We start from the raw sequence: 17,107 nt of genomic DNA on the forward strand, positions 1-17,107 counted from the left end.
CTCCGCCCCTCCCCCCAGTTCGTCGTCCACGGATGCAGGGTCCGCAGCCCGGCTGAGGCCGCTCCTGTGGACAACGAACAAGGGGCGGGGCGGGGCCGGGCGGGCGAGGAACGCGTCAGAGCGTCGCGGCGTAGGGGTCGAAGTCGGCCGGGATCGAGCCCACCGCGTCGATCGTGCTCTGCACCGGCACGAAGGCGCCGGACTCGACGGACTCCTCGATCGAGAGCAGCGTGTCGAGCACGTGGTAGCCGAAGCGCCCCGTCGCGACGTGCGGGCGCCCGGCGCGGATCGACCGCACCATGTCCAGCAGGCCCAGGCCGCGCCCGGCGAGAACGCCCTCCTGCTCGACCTCCACGATCTCCTGCACGACCGGCGCCGGCGGCACGATCATCTCGGCGAGCGGTCGCGTGATCGTGATCGGACCGCCGAAGGTGTTCGGGTCGGGGATGACGAGCGTCCCTTCGGTGCCGGTGATCTCGACGATGCCCTGGCGCAGCAGCGGGGAATCGGTGCTGTACAGACTCGACGCCTGGCCGCCCTGCTCGAACTGCGTCAGCACCGAGACGGTCGAGGGGATCTCGACGGGGAACTCCTGTCCGGCGAGCGGGCCGACCTGCACGACGCGTGAGTCGGTGGCGCGCAGGCCGACCGCTGCGACCGCCGCGACCGGACCGAACACGTGGACGAGCGCCGAGACGTAGTACGGACCCATGTCGAGCAGCGGACCGCCACCGACGGCGTAGAGGAACGCGGGGTTGGGATGGAAGATCTCCGGCCCCTGCCACTGGAACGTCGTCTGCGCGAACAGCGGGCGCCCGATGTCACCGCGGGCGATCGCGCGCTTCGCCGTCTGCACGCCCGGTCCGAGCACCGTGTCGGGCGCGACGCCGACGCGCAGGCCCGCGGCATCCGCCTTCTCGAGCATGCGCAGCGACGACGCACGATCCACGCCGATGGGCTTCTCGGTCCACACGTGCTTGCCGGCGGCCAGGATCGCCTCGGAGACCTCGACGTGCACGGCGGGGATCGTGAGGTTGACGACGATCTCGATGTCGGGGTCGCCGAGCACGAGGTCGACGCCCCCGGCCCTCGGCACGCCGTACTTCGCCGCCTGCTCGCGCGCCCGGTCCTCGAGCAGGTCGCCGATCGCGAGCACCCTCACGTCGGGGAAGGCCGTGAGGTTCCGCAGGTACTGGTCGCTGATGTTCCCCGCGCCGATGATGCCGACGCCGACGGGCGCGCCCATCAGGCCGCCGCCCGCTCGTCGAGGAAGACGCGGCTCTGCTCGATCGCGTCGAACAGGTCGCCGGCGTAGGCGTCGAACTCCACGATGGCGAATTCAAGAGCGGATGCCGCGTCCAGCGCCGAGTTCAGCGGCACGTTGCCCGTGCCGGCCGGCACCTGGTCGGCGGGCGGGTAGGCCTTGATCGCCTCGGCGTCGAGCGTGCCGTCCTTGACGTGCACCGCGACGACGCGGTCGCCCAGCGTGGTGAGCAGCGCGGCCGGGTCGACTCCCGCGCGGGCGGCCCAGTACAGGTCGACCTCGAGCACGACGCGGGGGTCCAGCAGCTCGGCGAGCAGCTCGAGGCCGGTCTGCCCGTCGATCTGCGCCTCGAGCTCGTGCGCATGGTTGTGGTACCCGACGCGCAGTCCGCGGTGGGCCGCGATCTCGGCGGCGGCGTTGAGCAGGCGTGCGGTCTCCTCGATCTGCTCGCGCGTCTCCCAGCGGGCGGGCTCGGTGTACGGGTCGATGACCGTGCCCATGCCGAGGATCTCGGCGGCATCGAACACCTCGTCGGGCGTCGGCACGGGGAGTGTGGTGCCGCTGCCGTCGGGGTTCACGAAGGAGGTCGACGCGAGGAATGCGTGGCCGGTGGGGGCGGCAAGGCCGTGAGCGGTGAGGGATGCCGCGAGCGGGGCCGCGCGCCGGACGAAGTCGTAAGGCTCGACGGCGGTGAACCCGCGCCGGGCGACCTCGGCGAGGGTGCCGTCCAGGTCGGCCTCGAGGGCGTCCTTCACGGTGAACAGCTGAACCGATGTGAGTGCCGTCATGGAACCTCTCCTGTGGTCGACGTCGACGTGCGCCCGATGGCGCCACGTGAGCACGCTAGCACAAAACCTCCACACGGAGGTTTTCATTCTGGCTAGGATGCCTGCATGCCCGAAGAGCCCGCGGTCGCCGCCGACGACGACGCCTCGTCCCGGCCGCGCGGGCCGTATGCGAAGGGCCTCGCCCGGCGACAGCAGATCCTCGACCGTGCCATCGAAGTGTTCGCGCGGCGGGGGTCGGCCGGTACCAGCCTGCGATCGATCGCCCAGGAGATCGGGGTCTCGCATGCCGCGCTGTCGCACTACTTCTCGTCGCGCGAAAGCCTGCTCGTCGAGGTGTACCGCGAGGCGGAGCGCCAGCAGGTCGAGGCCGAGCCGCACGGCCTCGACGCGTCGCCCGTCGACATCATGACCGCATCCGCTCGACGCAACCACGCCGTGCCCGGGCTGGTGCAGCTCTACTCGACGCTCGTCGCGGCAGCCCTCGAAGCCGGCCATCCCGACGCCACCGCCTTCGCCACCGAGCGCTTCGCGGCGGTGCGCGCCGACCTCGTGCAGCGCGTCGAGCGCGGGCAGGCGTCGGGGCGCATCCGTGACGACGTCGATGCCGAGTCCGTCGCATCGCTCGTCATCGCGGCGTCCGACGGGCTGCAGACCCAGTGGATGCTCGACGAGTCGGTCCCCCAGTCCGAATCGCTCGATCTTCTCGCGCGACTGCTGGAACCCCACCCCCGGCGCGGCGGCAAGGCATAGGATCGCGGCGTGGGGACCATCTACTACGGCGGCTCGGCGACTCCGATCCACATCGAAGACCGGGCGCTGGCGCATCTCAAGGTCGTCATCACGACGAAGCTGCGGCGCGGGGAGAGCTTCACCGTCTCGTGGGAGCACCCGGACGATGAGCCGCGCGGGCGCAGCACGCTGTGGCTGCATCCCTCCATCCCGCTGCGCTTCGTCTTCGACGACCCCGAACCGACGAAGCTCAGTCGGCAGTGGGTCGAAGACCTTGCCAACTCAGCCAGCTCCTCCGGTGGCATCACCCTCGTCGCGGAGCACATCGACACCGCGCCCGAGCCGACGAGCGGCACGGCGGAGGGAGATGTGACGCTCGGCGCGGTCGAGGTCGACAGCCTCGATGTCGGCACCCTGCGAGTGGCGGGCACCGAGTTCCCCGGCGACGAGCGCTGAGGCTCTCAGGCCTCTTCCGGCGCGGCGTCCTCGGCGGGCTCGGGGACGATCGAGAGCCCGGAGGGGCCACTCGCGGAGAGCATCAGGTCTTCGATCCAGCGCCGATTGACCCGCGGCTGACGGCTGCCGAAGAAGTGGAACTGCAGCGGCACGGACGGATGGATCCAGAAGCTGCGACGACCACTGCCGTCGCCCACCTCGACGTCGAACATGAACGGCTCCCCCCGGCGGAGCTTGTTCATGATGACGATGCGCAGATGCGCGAGGGTCCGATCGTCGATGTCGACCGAGTTCGCCGTCGTGTCGTAGATGAACCTGCCCATGCGAGGAGCATAGAGCGCCGTGTCAGCGCGGCGCGAACGCGGCGGCGAACAGGCGCCGGGCCCTTGCCGCGACGGCGGGCCGGGCAGGCGGGTCGGTGCGGGCCAGCTCGGTGGCCAGCATCCCGGCCGCCATCGTCACGTCCTCGGCGTCGATGTGGTCGCCGATGCGGCCCGCACGGTGCTCTCGTTCGACGAGCGACGACACCACCACGGCGAAGCGCTCGCCCAGCGGCTGAACGCGCGGGTCGGTCAGGTCGGCCGTGATGAGCGCGAGCAGCGCGGTGGACTCGACGGCCTGCGCCACGACTCTGTCGAGCAGGTCGTCGATCGTGCGGTCGGGACCGGAGATGTACTCCTCCAACTCGGCGACGTTCTCCTCGAACACCGCGACGGCGAGCGCCGTGCGGTCGGGGAAGTGCCGATAGAGACTGCCCTGCCCGACGCCGGCGCGCTTGGCGACAGCGCTGAAGGGCGCGGCGAGGCCCCCGTCGGCGTACACCTCTCGAGCGGCGGCGATCAGGGCTCTGCGATTCTCGGCGGCGGCGGCGGGCCCACGGTTCGCACGGGGGGATGCGGTGCTCTGCACGGGTGTAGCCTAACTCCGGACAATGATGTCCGGTTACGAAAGGAACTCATCATGGGCAACCCGAAGCCCCTCACCGGGGACTCCTCGATCGCCGAGTGGCTGGCCGATCCCGCCGGGAACGCGATCCTCACCCACATGCTCGCGCAGAGCGGGCAGACGCCCGAGGTCTTCACACCCGTGCGACGCCTCGCGATCAAGCGACTCGTGAAGCTCAGTCGCGGCTCCTTCACCCAGGGGATGCTCGACGACCTGGTCGCTCGTGCCGCCGCGGGCGACGTGCCCGAGGGCGCCACCGGCGCTGCCCCGGCCGTCACCGCCGACGCTGCCGACGGTGCCGACGACGCCGTGCCGACGGTCGCGCTGCGTGAGTGGACCGAACGCATCGACCAGGGCCGCTTCGCCGGTCAGACCGTGATCGTCACCGGGGCCGGCTCGGGCATCGGCCGCGCCACGGCGTCCCGCATCGCGCGCGAGGGCGGTCGGGTCATCGCGGTGGACGTCAGCCAGGAGCGCCTCGACGAGTTCGTCGGCGAACACCCGGGGGCCGACATCTCCGCCCTCGCCGCCGATATCACCGACGACGAAGCGATCGCCCGCATCGTCGAGACGGCCGGCGACACCATCGACGGTCTCGCCAACATCGCCGGGATCATGGACGACATGACGCCGGTGGGCGAGGTCTCCGACGCCGTCTGGCAGCGTGTCTTCCGCGTGAACGTCGACGGCACGATGAAGCTCATGCGAGCGGTCATCCCGACGATGCTCGCTCAGGGCGGCGGCTCGATCGTCAACACCGCATCCGAAGCCGCGCTGCGCGGCTCTGCCGCCGGTGCCGCCTACACCGCGTCCAAGCACGCCGTCGTCGGCCTCACCAAGTCGAGCGCCTTCATGTACGGTCCCAGCGGCATCCGCGTCAACGCGGTCGCCCCCGGCGCGACGATCACCAACATCGAGGCGAGCTTCGCCTCGCCGCTCGGAGCGGAGCGCGTGCGCACCGGCATGGCGGTCATGTCCGACCCGGTCGAGGCCGATGCTCTCGCGGCATCCATCACCTTCCTGCTCTCCGACGACGGCGTGAACATCAACGGCGTCACGCTTGCGAGCGACGGGGGCTGGTCCGCGGCCTGACGCGGTAGCGGAGAACGCTGCGCGGCTGCTCCCGCGGCACGGCGCTCCCGATGCCCGGCGAAGCGATTCGCCGGGCATCGGCCGTGTCAGAAGGGCCAGACCAGGGGCACGTAGAGCACGGCGAACAGCAGGAAGATCACGGCGAGCGGGAGCCCGAGCTTCCAGTAGTCGCCGAACCGGTAGCCGCCGGGCTCCATCACCATCAGGTTGACCGGGGTCGCGATGGGAGTCAGGAACGAGGCGGCCGCCGCGACGGTGAGCGCCATCATGAACGGCTGCACCGACAGATCGAGGGATGCGGCGACCGACACCGCGATCGGAGCGACGATGAGCACCGTCGCGGTGTTGCTGATCAGCTGACCGAGCACGACGGTGAGCAGGCACAGCGCTGCCAGGGCGACGTGCGGTCCGCCCGCGCCGAGCATGGAGAGCAGCCCATCCGCGATGAGCGCGGCGGTGCCGGTCTCGATGAAGGCCGTCGACAGCGGGATCATGCCGGCGATCAGCACGATCGTCGTCCACGAGATCGACCGATACGCCTGCATCGGCGTGACCGTCCGCGTCAGCACCAGCGCCATCGCCGCGAGCAGTCCGGCGACGACCGGCGGCACGACGCCGGTTGCGAGGAGCACGATCATCGCGGCGAGCACGACCAGCGATCGCTTGGCGCCGCGGCCGAGCGGCACCGAGCGGCGCAGTCGCGCGGGCGGGTCGACGACGAGCACGCCCGTCTTCTCCGCGTGCCGGGTGAGGTCGTCCCACGTCCCCTGCATGAGCAGCACGTCGCCCGCCTGGATCGTGATGTCCTGGCCCTTCAGCTGCTCATCACCGCGACGGGCGGCCAGGATCACCAGTTCGCCGTTGGGCGCGGCCATGCCGCAGTACACCGTGGTGCCGATGAGAGGTGACCGCGGCGGGATCACGACCTCGCTCACGCCGTTCTGCGGTCCCATGATCAGGCCGGTGTCGAGGCTGAGCGAGTACTGCTGCCGCAGCAGGCGCGCGTGCCGCACGAGGTCGAGAGGCATGCTGCTGACGGTGCGTACGGGAAGCAGCGGTTTGCCGAACAGGGCCATGAACGCGACCGTCACGATGACCAGGGGAACACCGACTAGCGCGAACTCGAAGTAGCCGAAGGCGCGACCGCCGTTCTCGGCGGCGATCTCCGAGACGATGACGTTCACCGGGGTGCCGGTGAGCAGCAGCAGCGAACCGGCGGAGGCCGCGAATGCCAGCGGCATGAGGAGCTGCGAGGTCGGGATGCCCGCGCGGGACGCGACGACGACCACCAGGGGCAGGAGCGCGGCGACCGCGCCGTTGATGCTGATCAGCGCAGCCGCCCCGGCGACGAGCATGCAGATGAGCACCAGGAGGGGGAGGCGGCGGGTGCCCGCGCGGCCGATCACCTTCTGCCCCGCCCACGCCGTGACGCCCGACGCATCGAGCGACTCGCTCACCACGAAGAGAGCCGCGATGAACAGGACGGTCGGGTCGCCGAAGCCGGCGAGCGCCTGCGGCAGCGTGAGCACACCGGTGAAGAACAGCGCGAGCGAGACGCCGAGCGCGACGACTCCGAGGGGCACGCGATTGCTCACGAAGGCGACGATCGCCAGTGCCAGGATGATCAGCGTCGCCGCGACGGGGTCCACTCGCCCACCCTAGCCAGCGTGTCCGGCGGACGTCAGGCGACGCGGAGCGGCCGCGAGCTCAGCCGCGGAGCACCGCGAGCCCGGCCACGTCGTAGGCCACCTCGACCGCCTCGAAGATCGCGGCGTCGATCGTGCGGGGCGCGTAGGCGTCGCCGATGGTGACGACGCGGGGCGCGGCATCCGACAGTCCGTCGATCACGACGGAGGCGCGCGGCTCGACCGCCACGACGGCGTCGAGCCCGGTGAGCGTCTCATCGACGCCGGTGAGCGTGTCGGCGAGGTCGACCGTGCCACTGCCGAGGGCGGTCACCGACTGCGCCGTGCGGCGCCGGAAGCCGCCGTGCGCGCGCAGGCGCTGCAGCAGGAGCGGCCGGTCGTAGCCCGCGCCGATATGCGGGAACACCGACTCGAACGGCGTGACGAGCTCGAGTTCGTCGACGTGGTCGAGCAGGGTGAGCACGATGCCGGCCGCGTACGCCGTGCCGTCCGCGTCGACGACGGCGATCCGCGATCCGACGCGTGCAGGGGCGGATGCCGCGGCGAACGCGTCGACCGTGCCCTCGAGGGGGAAGCCGCCGGCGTACGCGCCGCCCAGAGCGAGCGACGAACGGCGCGGCGCCGTCGCCCCGGTGGCAAGGACGATGCCGTCGGCAGCCTCCGCGCGCAGATCGGCGGCGGTCGCGCGCACCCCGAGCCGTACGTCGACGCTCGCATCCGCGAGATCGCGCACCAGGTCGTTCACGAGCAGGCCGACGCTCTCGCGGCCGGGGACGCGCCGCGCGAGCCGCAGCTGGCCGCCGAGCTCCTCATCCGCCTCGAGCAGCGTGACGTCGTGCCCGTCGGAAGCGAGCTCGACCGCGGCGCGCATGCCTGCCGGTCCGCCGCCGACCACGATCCACCGCTGCGCGACCTCGGCGCGGGGGCGCTCCGCGCGTTCGCGCTCCCGGCCCGCGAGCGGGTTGACGGTGCACGACATCGCCAATCCGCGACTGCCGCGGCCGAGGCATCCCTGATTCAGCCGGATGCAATGACGGATGCCGCCGGCCCCTGCAGCACCGGTCGCGCCGGTGAGCTTCAGTCCGAGGTCGGGGTCGGCGATCTGAGCCCGCGTGAGGGCGACCATGTCGGCGATGCCCGACGCGACGACCTCCTCGGCCTCTTCAACCGACTGCGCGGCGCCGACGCCGAACACCGGCACGTCGGGGTCCGCCGCCTTGACCGCCGCCACGTCGTCGCGCAGCCACGCCACAGGCATGGCGGACGACGGGAAGACGTAGTGCACGTTGTGGTACCCGCCGGCGGCGAGGTCGAGGAAGTCGATGCGCGCTTCGGCACGGAGGCGCGCGATCACCTCGCGCATCGCCGCGCCGTCGAGTCCGTCGGCGTGGAACTCGTTCGCGACGATGCGGATGCCGACGGTGAAGTCGTCGCCGACACGTGCGCGCACGGCGCGCAGCACCTCACGCGGGAACCGCGTGCGGCCCTCGAGGTCGCCGCCGTACTCGTCGCGCCGGGCGTTGTAGAGCGGCGAGAGGAACTGGTGGAGCAGGTACCCGTGCGCCATGTGGATCTCGACGCCGTCGAACCCTCCGTCGCGGGAATGCGCAGCCGAGGTCGCCCACCCCTCGATCACCGAGGCGATGTCGTCGTGGCTCATCGCCCGCGTCGCGTGCGAGGTGGAGGGAGACAGTATGCGCGACGGGGCATACACCGTGCGCGGTCCGTCGGGTCCGTCGGGCTGCGCCTGCGCGCCGTGGTGGTTGAGCTGCACGAAGACGCGCGCACCGGCGTCGTGGATGGCGTCGGTCATGCGACGGCTGGCCGGAACCGACTCCGGCCGGAACGCGTCCTGGAAGCCGCGGATCGAGCCCGACGGATGCACGAAGTGGTTGCCGGCGATGAACAGGCCGCAGCCGCCCTCCGCCCGCCGCACGAAGTACGCCGTCTCGCGGTCGGACTCGACGCGGTCGGAGTACTGCTTCGAGTGCGCCGTCTGCATGATGCGGTTCGGAACCGTCACGGCCCCGATCCGCAGCGGCTGGGACAGCAGGCTCTCGGTCATCCTTCGAGCCTACGACCCCGGTGCCCGCTGCTCACCTGTCGCGAAGTGCTGCCCGCGGCGGCACCTTGTGACAGGTGAGCGGCGGCGACTCGGGCGCGGGCTGCTCACCTGTCGCGAAGTGCTGCCCGCGGCGGCACCTTGTGACAGGTGAGCGATCCCGCGCTGGGCTCAGAGCGCCGGGCTCAGAGGGCCGAGAGCGCCTGATCCAGGTCGGCGATGAGGTCGTCGACGGTCTCGATGCCGACCGACAGCCGCACGAGCTCCTCGGGGACGGCGAGCTCGGTGCCGCGCACCGATGCGTGGGTCATTGCATCCGGGTAGTTCATGAGCGACTCCACACCGCCCAGCGACTCCGCCAGCTGGAACAGCTTCGTCGACTCCGCGAGACGGCGAGCGGATGCCGCGTCCGCCAGTTCCGCGGAGACGATGCCGCCGAAGCCGCTCATCTGGCGGGCGGCGAGCTCGTGACCGGGGTGTGCGGGCAGGCCGGGGTAGTGCACGCGGGCCACCTTCGGGTGCGCGTCGAGGAACTCCGCCACCGCCTGCGCGTTCTCGCTGTGGCGCTGCATGCGCACGGCGAGCGTCTTGATACCGCGCGTGGTGAGCCAGGCGTCCAGCGGACCGGAGACCGCACCCACCGCGAACTGGTGGAACTTCGCCTGCTCGTAGAGAGCGTCGTCATTGAGGATCAGCGCGCCGCCGACGACGTCGGAGTGCCCGCCGAGGTACTTGGTCGTCGAATGGACGACGACGTCGGCGCCGAGCGAGAGCGGCTGCTGGAGCGCCGGCGAGGCGAAGGTGTTGTCGACGACGATGAGGGCGCCGGCGTCGTGGCCGAGCCGTGCGAGCCCCGCGATGTCGGTGATGTGCAGCATCGGGTTGCTCGGCGTCTCGACCCACAGGATCCGCGCCGGTCGCTCGGCGAGCGCGGCCCCGACCGCGGCGAGGTCGCTCATGTCGACGATCCGCAGACCGATGCCCCACGGCGCGAGCACCCGGGCCAGCAGGCGGTATGTGCCGCCGTAGACGTCGCTGCCGAGCAGCACCTCGTCGCCGGGCGTGAGGACGGATCGGAGGAGTGCGTCCTCGGCGGCGAGCCCCGAGGCGAACGACAGACCGTGCGCGCCGCCCTCGAGCGCGGCGAGCTGTGACTCGAGAGCGGTGCGCGTCGGGTTGCCGCTGCGGCCGTACTCGAAGCCTTGGCGGAGCCCGCCGATGCCGTCCTGGGCATACGTCGTCGAGAAGTGCACGGGCGGGATGACCGCGCCGGTCGTCGGATCGAAGGTCTGTCCGGCGTGGACGGCGCGGGTCTCGAATCCGCGAGGGGCGTTCGTGTCGGTCATGCCTGGGTTCCTTCGGATCGGGGTTCGGGCTGCTCGGCGACCGGCTCCGGTGCGTCGACATCGAAGCCTCGTGCGCGCATCCAGCCGTCGTCGTAGATCTTGCTGAGGTAGCCGCGGCCGTGGTCGGGGAGCAGCACGACGACCACCGCGTCAGCAGGCAGGTCGCGGGCGACGCGCAGCGCGCCGACGACGGCCATCCCGCTCGAGCCGCCGACGAGCAGCGCCTCCTCGCGGGCGAGTCGGCGCGTCATCGCGAACGACTCGGCGTCGGGGACGCGCACCACCTCGTGCGCCACCGTGCGGTCGTACGTCTCAGGCCAGAAGTCCTCGCCGACGCCCTCGGTGAGGTAGCCGTGAACCGGACCGCCGGAGTAGATCGAGCCCTCGGGATCGACCCCGATCACGCGCACGGCGTCATGGGACACGTCGCGCAGGTACCGCCCGGTGCCGGTGATCGTGCCGCCCGTGCCGATGCCCGCCACGAAGTGCGTCACCCGGCCGTCGGTGTCGCGCCAGATCTCGGGCCCGGTCGTCTCGTAGTGGCCGCGGGGACCGTTCTGGTTCGCGAACTGGTTCGGCTTGAACGCGCCGGGGATCTCGCGGGCCAAGCGGTCCGACACGCTGTAGTACGAGCGCGGGTCTTCGGGCGGAACGCTCGTCTCGGTGATGACGACCTCGGCGCCGTACGCCTTCAGCACGGCGACCTTCTCGCCCGCGAACTTGTCGGGCACGACGAAGATCATGCGGTACCCGCGCTGCTGCGCGATCAGCGCCAGGCCGACGCCGGTGTTCCCGCTGGTCGGCTCGACAATCGTGCCGCCCGGACGCAGCAGGCCGTCACGCTCGGCGGCGTCGATGATGTTGCGGGCGATGCGGTCCTTGGCGGAGCTGCCCGGGTTGAAGTACTCGACCTTCGCGAGGACCGTGGCGGCGATGCCGTCGGTGACGCGGGTGAGCTGGACGAGAGGGGTGTTGCCGACCAGGTCGGCCACGCTCTTGGCGTAACGCACGGATGTGTCCTAGGTGGTGTCGCCGCGCGGGGCGCGGACGGGCTGTCGGGGTCGCGGAAGCGTGCCGGCGGCACTCAGCGACAACAACGACAGGTCAACACGCGGTCAGTCTAGCCCGGCGTCCGTGTTAGCGTGAGCGCGGTCGACGGAAGGCGGTGGGCATGAGCGAGTCTCTGGGCATTCTGCTCCGCCTGCTGCTCGAGGTGTTCGGTGCCGTCGCGGTCCGCGAGCCCAGCGCACTGGTGCTCGCCGCCGCGCTCGCGGCGATCGCGATCGTCGCCCTCACCGCCGCGTCAGTCGAGCTTCCCGCCTCCGCCGTCGGGTCGTCGCCGCACCCGCGCCGCGCGATCGACGTGTCGGTGAGGCCTGCGCAGAGCGATCCGGATGCCCCCGGACACTCGCGTCCGCGCGCGCCGGGATTCGCGGTCCCGGCCGCCTGACCCGTTCCGCGCCGTCCGCGCTCCCCCGTCCGCGGGGTGCCGTCGGCGTCTGCCGACGTCGTCGTGGCCGCATGCGACCACCTCGGCATCGACGAACGGACCACCCTTGGACATCTACGCCTTCCCCCCTGTCGCCGCGATCCTCGACGCGGCCTACGCCGTGCTCATGCAGATCACGGTGCTCCTCGAACCACTCGCGGGTGCGGCTGCAGCCGCGGCATCCGTCCTTCTCCTCACCCTGCTGGTGCGCGCCGCGCTCGTGCCCGCCGGAGTGTCGCAGGCCAAGGCCGAACAGACGCGCAGCCGGCTCGCGCCGAAGCTGCGCGACCTGCAGAAGCGGTACGGCCGCGACCGCGAGCGGCTGCAGCGCGAGACCATGAGGCTGTACGCCGACGAGAACACCTCGCCGTTCGCAGGCTGCCTGCCCCTCGTGGCGCAGGCGCCGGTCATCGGGGTCGTCTATGCGCTCTTCGCATTCCCGACGATCGCGGGCCATGCGAACGCGCTGCTGTCCGAGACGCTCCTCGGCGTCCCGCTCGGCGCGAGCCTCTTGGGATCGATCGCCGCCGGTACCGCGACAGCGCCGACCTTCGCGGTGTTCGGCGCGCTGATCGTCGTGATCGTGATCGCCGCCGAGGTCACGCGACGCGCGTTCCGACCACCGGTGACGGACGGAGCGGATGCCTCGCCCCTTGCGGGCGCGGGATTCGCGCGTGCCGTCGGGGCGCTGCAGTTCACGACCGCGATCGTCGCACTGTTCGTCCCGCTCGCAACGGCGATCTACCTCGCGACCACCGTCGTCTGGACGCTGGTGCAGCGCGTGATCCTGCGCCGCCGCTACCCGCTCGCCGCGCCCTGAGGGTCAGCGGTCGGCGACGGGCGCCGGCCCGCCGGCATCCGAGGATTTCGGCTCCCGCCCGTACTTGACGACCATCGTGAGCAGGCGGACACCCGCGCCGAGCACGATGAGGTTGAGGATCATCTGCACCGTCACCACCACGCGCGCGACCTCGGCGACGGCGCTGATGTCACCGAACCCGACCGTCGCGAAGATCGTCACCGTGAAGTAGAGGGCGTCCATGCGCGACAGGTCGCCGGTGAACGCGCCGGGGTCGTTCCGCTCCATCAGGAAGTACATGGTGGCGAAGAGGAGGAGATAGATGGGGGCGATCACGGCGAGGGCCTCGATCGCGCGCACGCCCGGATCGGCGGAGCGGATGATCGCGAGCACCTGCCACACCGTCACCCCGGCGAGCACGCCGGCCGCGACGACGATCGCGGCCGGCACGGGGATCGTGTCGATCCAGTCGAGCGGCACGAGGAAATAGAGCGTGACGAGCACGGTCGCCGAGAGGAGCGCCCGCAGCAGGCCGACGGCGATGACCTTCCGGCGCTGAGACCGGGTCAGCCGTTCGATCGGCGCTTCGTCCATGCGTGCGGCGTCCTCTCCCCCGGCGTGCGCAGGGCGCGGCTCCGCCACGGTGACCTCAAGGGTGCCGGTCGACCTGCGGCGGTGCATCACCCGCCGGGAGTGAACTCGCGGCGTCTCGCCGCCCCCGCCGCAGTGGGATACTCGACAGACCGGCCGCCAGTGGCCGTCACCATCATGAGCACCTCGAATCAGAGTCGCATCGTCGCGAGCATCAGCGTCGTGGGGGCCGGCCGCGTGGGCCGAGCCGCCGCCGCCGCGTTCCGCGCCGCGGGCTACGAGGTGCACGGCCCGACCGTCCGGGGCGAGCGCATCGCACCCGCGGACGCCGTGCTCCTGTGCGTCCCCGACCGCGAGATCGGCGACGCGGGCGCGGCCGCGCGCGGTGCCGCGCCCTTCGTGGGCCACACGTCCGGCGCGACGCCGCTGGTCGAAGCGGGCGTCGACTTCGGACTCCATCCGCTGCGGGCCTTCGTGGGCACCGAGGACGCCGACTCCTTCGACGGCGTCGGCTGCGCCGTCGCCGGCACCTCGCCCGACGCGCTGCGGGTCGCCGAGGAGCTCGCCCTCGCCGTCGGCGGCCGGCCGTTCGAGGTGCGCGACGAGCAGCGTGCCGGGTATCACGCCGCCGCCTCGATCGCGTCGAACTACCTCGTGACACTGCAGGCGGCCGCCGAGACGGTGGCTGCGGCATCCGGCCTTCCCGAGGGGTTCCGCTCGCACCTCGTTCCGCTCGTGCGCGGCACCGTCGAGAACTGGGCCGCCCACGGGCCCCGCGAGGCGCTCACCGGGCCTATCGTGCGCGGAGACGAGGCGACCGTGCAGCGGCAGCGGGCCGCGGTCGAGGCATCCGCTCCCGACCTTCTTCCGCTCTTCGACGAACTGACCGACCGCACGCGCTCACTCGTCGGCACGAAGGGGATGCCGGTATGAGGATCGTCCGGACCGTAGCCGACGTGCGTGCCGCCGTGCGCGACGCGCGATCGCGGAGCGCCGCAGTGGGACTCGTGCCCACGATGGGCGCCCTCCACGACGGTCACCTCTCGCTCGTCCGTCGGGCGCGGGACGAGAACGACCTCGTCGTGATTTCGCTGTTCGTCAATCCGACGCAGTTCGGGCCGAACGAGGACCTCGCGTCGTATCCGCGCGACGAGGCGCGTGACGCCGAACTGGCCGCGGCGGCGGGTGCCGACATCCTGTTCGCTCCTCCGGTGGACGAGGTCTACCCGCGCGGGTTCTCGACGACCATCCACATCGCCGGCATCACCGACGTGCTCGACGGCGCCCATCGCGGCCCGCACCATTTCGACGGGGTGGCGACGGTCGTCACGAAGCTGTTCCAGATGGTGGCGCCGGATGCCGCGTACTTCGGCCAGAAGGACGCCCAGCAGGTGCTCGTGATCCGCCGGCTCGTGCGCGACCTCGACATGCCGGTGCGCATCGTCGCGTGCCCGATCGTGCGCGAGGCGGACGGGCTCGCGATGAGCTCGCGCAACGTCTACCTCGATCCCGCCGCCCGTGAGCAGGCGACCGCGCTCAACCGCGCTCTCGAGGCGGCCGACGCCGTCGTCCGCAACGGCGAGACCGGGGCGGATGCCGTGATCGCGGCCGCGCGCGAGGTGCTGGCGCGTGCCGGCATCGAGCCCGAGTACCTCGAGCTGCGGTCGCCCGACGACCTGGCCGAGCTCGACCGCGTGGACGGCGGAGCGCTGCTGGCCGTCGCCGCGCAGGTCGGCAGGGCACGACTCATCGACAACCGAATCCTGGAGGCCACCGCATGAGCGCAGGATCCTTCCCCACCGCCGACAAGCCCGCCCGCCCCCGCATGACCTTCGGCGCACTCGCCGCGATGAAGGAACGCGGTGAGCCGATCGCGATGGTCACCGCCTACGACTATCCGAGCGCCCAGATCGCCGAGGCGGCGGGAGTCGACATGGTGCTCGTCGGCGACTCGGCGGCGATGACCGTGCTCGGGCATGAATCGACCGTGCCCGTGACGGTCGACGAGATGCTGATGCTCACGGCCGCCGTTCGCCGCGGACTGTCGACACCGCTGCTCGTCGCCGACCTGCCGTTCGGGTCGTACGAGCAGTCCGACGAGCAGGCCGTCAAGACCGCGCAGCGCTTCGTGAAGAGGACAGGCTGCGACGCTGTCAAGATCGAGCGCGGCGGCTCGTCGGTCGACCGCGCCCGCGCGATCGTGGCCGCGGGCATCCCGGTGATGGGGCACGTCGGTCTCACGCCGCAGACGGCGGCGAGCATCGGCGGCTACCGCGCGCAGGGCCGCACCGCGGAGGAGGCCGTCGCCCTGTGCGAGAGCGCGATCGCCCTCCAGGACGCCGGATGCTTCGCGATCGTGTTCGAGGCGATCCCGACGCCCGTGACCGAGGCGATCATGCCGCAGCTCTCGATCCCGGTGATCGGCATCGGCGCCGGACCGAGCACCGACGGCCAGGTGCTCGTGTTCCACGACCTGCTCGGCATCTACGACGGTCACACCGCCCGGTTCGTCAAGCGTTACGCCGAGCTGCGCGGCGAGATGATCGGCGCCGTCTCGGCGTACGCCGAAGAGGTGCGCACGGGCGCCTATCCGCAGCCCGAGCACGGGTACGGGATGCCGGCCGACGAGTCCGCTCGCCTGCGCGCGATCCTCGATTCGAGCGCTCCGCCGCAGGTGCGCACGCGCCGGCCCGGGGCGTAGCGATCACTGTGCGCGGTCGCCCCGCGCACGGCTGTGCCCCCGGCCGGAACCGGGGGCACGCGGCACGCCAGATCAGCGATCGTTGGTGAAGGCGTCCTTCACGTCGTCGCCGGCCTGCTTGATGTTGGCTTTGGCCTGATCCATCTTGCCTTCGGCCTCGAGTCGTTCGTTGTCGGTCATGTCGCCGACCGACTCCTTGACCTTGCCCTTCATCTCCTCCGCGCCGTGCTTGATGTCATCTCCTGCACCCATGGCGTTCTCCCTTCTCTGGATGGTCCTTGCGAGGGTCTTGAGTCACACGCCGTCGGCGTCGCGGTCCACGCCGAGTCGATCGACCCGGCGGTGATAGCGCATCCCGAGGATGCCGCCGAGGATCGCGCCGCCGAGGGTGACGATCGCCGCCACCACGGCGGTGATGATGCCTGTGAGCGTCGCGTCCATCGGGAAGCGCGGGAATCCGTCGAGCGCCGACAGGATGTCCCACCGGCTGCCGGCGGCGAGGCTGAGCAGCGCCACCACGATCGCGATGACGATGCCCCACAGCCAGACGGCGAAGCCCTGCGCAGCACCGCTGAACCGCGCCATGCGCCCGGCGACGTAGCCGCCCGCGAGGTACGCGACGAACAGGGCGATCCCGATCGCGATGGCCCCGACGATGCCGACGGTGTCGGGGTTGTCGGATGCCGCGTCCGCGACCTCTTCCACCGTGGTGCCGGTCTCGATGCCGATGGCGGCACCGACGGCGCCGACGATGGCCGAGAGCAGCACGACCGCTCCGAAGGCGGCAAGCCAGCCGAAGAACGCCGAGCCGAACTTCACGCCACCGAAGCGGTTGCGCTCCTCGGCGAGTGCCCGGCCGTGCGACAGATCCGCCGGCGCCACCGGTGCGGCGGCGACCGTGTCGGCGTCGTGCACGGTGCGAGGTGCCACCGGTGCGGCGGCGACTCTGTCGGCGTCGTGCACGGTGCGATCCCGGTCAGTGCGCGCGTCGTTGTCGTAACTCATGCGGCGAGATTAGGCCGCTTGCGCTCGCAGGGGTCCCCCGTTGCGGCGAAGGCGCGGAAGGCTTATCCTCCCGCGCCCGCGAAGCGTTTTCCGGTCGGGCCCGGTGCCCCTGTCCCGGGAACGTGCGCTTCGCGCGCACTCGATCGACCGGGTGAGGTCGGGCAGCGGTCAAACCGTCGGGAGAAACGCCGTCG

General features: G+C 71.4%; 18 protein-coding genes and 1 pseudogene. 8 read left to right on the forward strand and 11 right to left on the reverse strand.

Features of this window, described 5'->3' with window-relative positions; genetic code table 11:
- Positions 1-115: 115 nt before the first annotated feature.
- On the reverse strand, positions 116-1,246 hold the full coding sequence (locus H9622_RS14040; RefSeq protein ID WP_191767041.1) for a Gfo/Idh/MocA family protein: 1,131 nt from the start codon (positions 1,244-1,246) through the stop codon (positions 116-118).
- Positions 1,246-2,052, reverse strand: a complete 807-nt coding sequence (locus H9622_RS14045; protein WP_191767042.1) for a sugar phosphate isomerase/epimerase family protein — start codon at positions 2,050-2,052, stop codon at positions 1,246-1,248. Before H9622_RS14045 ends, H9622_RS14040 begins: the two co-directional genes overlap by 1 nt.
- 105 nt (positions 2,053-2,157) lie before the next feature.
- Between H9622_RS14045 and H9622_RS14050 the strand changes: the two genes are divergently transcribed.
- The gene (locus tag H9622_RS14050; protein ID WP_191767043.1) at positions 2,158-2,802 is read left to right on the forward strand and encodes a TetR/AcrR family transcriptional regulator; all 645 of its coding nucleotides are present in this window, start codon (positions 2,158-2,160) and stop codon (positions 2,800-2,802) included.
- Positions 2,803-2,811: 9 nt separating this feature from the next.
- Positions 2,812-3,120: pseudogene (locus H9622_RS14055) on the forward strand (DUF7882 family protein); the annotation flags it as partial.
- 122 nt (positions 3,121-3,242) lie between these two features.
- On the opposite strand, the gene H9622_RS14060 reads toward H9622_RS14055, so the two are convergent.
- Complete coding sequence (locus tag H9622_RS14060) at positions 3,243-3,560, reverse strand: DUF7882 family protein (RefSeq protein ID WP_191767044.1); 318 nt, start codon at positions 3,558-3,560, stop codon at positions 3,243-3,245.
- Positions 3,561-3,582: 22 nt separating this feature from the next.
- Positions 3,583-4,146 carry a TetR/AcrR family transcriptional regulator gene (locus H9622_RS14065; protein WP_191767045.1) on the reverse strand — a complete coding sequence of 188 codons (564 nt, stop codon included), beginning with the start codon at positions 4,144-4,146 and terminating at the stop codon, positions 3,583-3,585.
- Between the two features lie 51 nt (positions 4,147-4,197).
- Between H9622_RS14065 and H9622_RS14070 the strand changes: the two genes are divergently transcribed.
- Positions 4,198-5,274 carry an SDR family NAD(P)-dependent oxidoreductase gene (locus tag H9622_RS14070; RefSeq protein WP_191767046.1) on the forward strand — a complete coding sequence of 359 codons (1,077 nt, stop codon included), beginning with the start codon at positions 4,198-4,200 and terminating at the stop codon, positions 5,272-5,274.
- 86 nt (positions 5,275-5,360) lie between these two features.
- Here the strand turns inward: H9622_RS14070 and H9622_RS14075 are convergent, their stop codons facing one another.
- The 4 genes from H9622_RS14075 to H9622_RS14090 all read right to left on the reverse strand — a co-directional run bounded on the left by H9622_RS14075 (position 5,361) and on the right by H9622_RS14090 (position 11,338).
- Positions 5,361-6,923 (reverse strand): SLC13 family permease, encoded by a 1,563-nt coding sequence (locus H9622_RS14075; protein ID WP_191767047.1) that lies wholly within the window; start codon positions 6,921-6,923, stop codon positions 5,361-5,363.
- A 58-nt stretch (positions 6,924-6,981) separates the two neighbouring features.
- Positions 6,982-8,985 (reverse strand): oxidoreductase, encoded by a 2,004-nt coding sequence (locus H9622_RS14080; RefSeq protein WP_191767048.1) that lies wholly within the window; start codon positions 8,983-8,985, stop codon positions 6,982-6,984.
- 182 nt (positions 8,986-9,167) lie between these two features.
- Complete coding sequence (locus tag H9622_RS14085; RefSeq protein WP_191767049.1) at positions 9,168-10,328, reverse strand: cystathionine gamma-synthase; 1,161 nt, start codon at positions 10,326-10,328, stop codon at positions 9,168-9,170.
- On the reverse strand, positions 10,325-11,338 hold the full coding sequence (locus tag H9622_RS14090) for a PLP-dependent cysteine synthase family protein (RefSeq protein ID WP_191767050.1): 1,014 nt from the start codon (positions 11,336-11,338) through the stop codon (positions 10,325-10,327). The genes H9622_RS14085 and H9622_RS14090 overlap by 4 nt, the downstream gene beginning before the upstream one ends.
- A 161-nt stretch (positions 11,339-11,499) precedes the next feature.
- Here H9622_RS14090 and H9622_RS14095 point away from each other — a divergent pair, with 161 nt between their 5' ends.
- Positions 11,500-11,778, forward strand: coding sequence for a DUF6412 domain-containing protein (locus tag H9622_RS14095; protein WP_191767051.1), 279 nt, complete (start codon positions 11,500-11,502; stop codon positions 11,776-11,778).
- Positions 11,779-11,884: 106 nt separating this feature from the next.
- Positions 11,885-12,637, forward strand: a complete 753-nt coding sequence (locus H9622_RS14100; protein WP_191767052.1) for a YidC/Oxa1 family membrane protein insertase — start codon at positions 11,885-11,887, stop codon at positions 12,635-12,637.
- Between the two features lie 3 nt (positions 12,638-12,640).
- Here the strand turns inward: H9622_RS14100 and H9622_RS14105 are convergent, their stop codons facing one another.
- Complete coding sequence (locus H9622_RS14105; protein WP_191767053.1) at positions 12,641-13,210, reverse strand: two pore domain potassium channel family protein; 570 nt, start codon at positions 13,208-13,210, stop codon at positions 12,641-12,643.
- A gap of 174 nt (positions 13,211-13,384) precedes the next feature.
- Between H9622_RS14105 and H9622_RS14110 the strand changes: the two genes are divergently transcribed.
- The 3 genes from H9622_RS14110 to panB are packed head-to-tail and all read left to right on the forward strand — an operon-like array spanning position 13,385 to position 15,908.
- Positions 13,385-14,140 (forward strand): DUF2520 domain-containing protein, encoded by a 756-nt coding sequence (locus tag H9622_RS14110; RefSeq protein WP_191767054.1) that lies wholly within the window; start codon positions 13,385-13,387, stop codon positions 14,138-14,140.
- Positions 14,137-14,988, forward strand: coding sequence for a pantoate--beta-alanine ligase (panC, locus tag H9622_RS14115; RefSeq protein WP_191767055.1), 852 nt, complete (start codon positions 14,137-14,139; stop codon positions 14,986-14,988). Before H9622_RS14110 ends, panC begins: the two co-directional genes overlap by 4 nt.
- Positions 14,985-15,908, forward strand: coding sequence for a 3-methyl-2-oxobutanoate hydroxymethyltransferase (gene panB, locus H9622_RS14120; RefSeq protein WP_191767056.1), 924 nt, complete (start codon positions 14,985-14,987; stop codon positions 15,906-15,908). Before panC ends, panB begins: the two co-directional genes overlap by 4 nt.
- A 72-nt stretch (positions 15,909-15,980) precedes the next feature.
- On the opposite strand, the gene H9622_RS14125 is transcribed toward panB, so the two are convergent.
- Positions 15,981-16,160 carry a CsbD family protein gene (locus tag H9622_RS14125; protein WP_191767057.1) on the reverse strand — a complete coding sequence of 60 codons (180 nt, stop codon included), beginning with the start codon at positions 16,158-16,160 and terminating at the stop codon, positions 15,981-15,983.
- Positions 16,161-16,202: 42 nt separating this feature from the next.
- Positions 16,203-16,913, reverse strand: coding sequence for a hypothetical protein (locus H9622_RS14130; RefSeq protein WP_225222119.1), 711 nt, complete (start codon positions 16,911-16,913; stop codon positions 16,203-16,205).
- Positions 16,914-17,107: the final 194 nt, after the last annotated feature.

The sequence above is a fragment of the Microbacterium gallinarum genome (assembly GCF_014837165.1).
GTDB classification, from domain to species: domain Bacteria; phylum Actinomycetota; class Actinomycetes; order Actinomycetales; family Microbacteriaceae; genus Microbacterium; species Microbacterium gallinarum.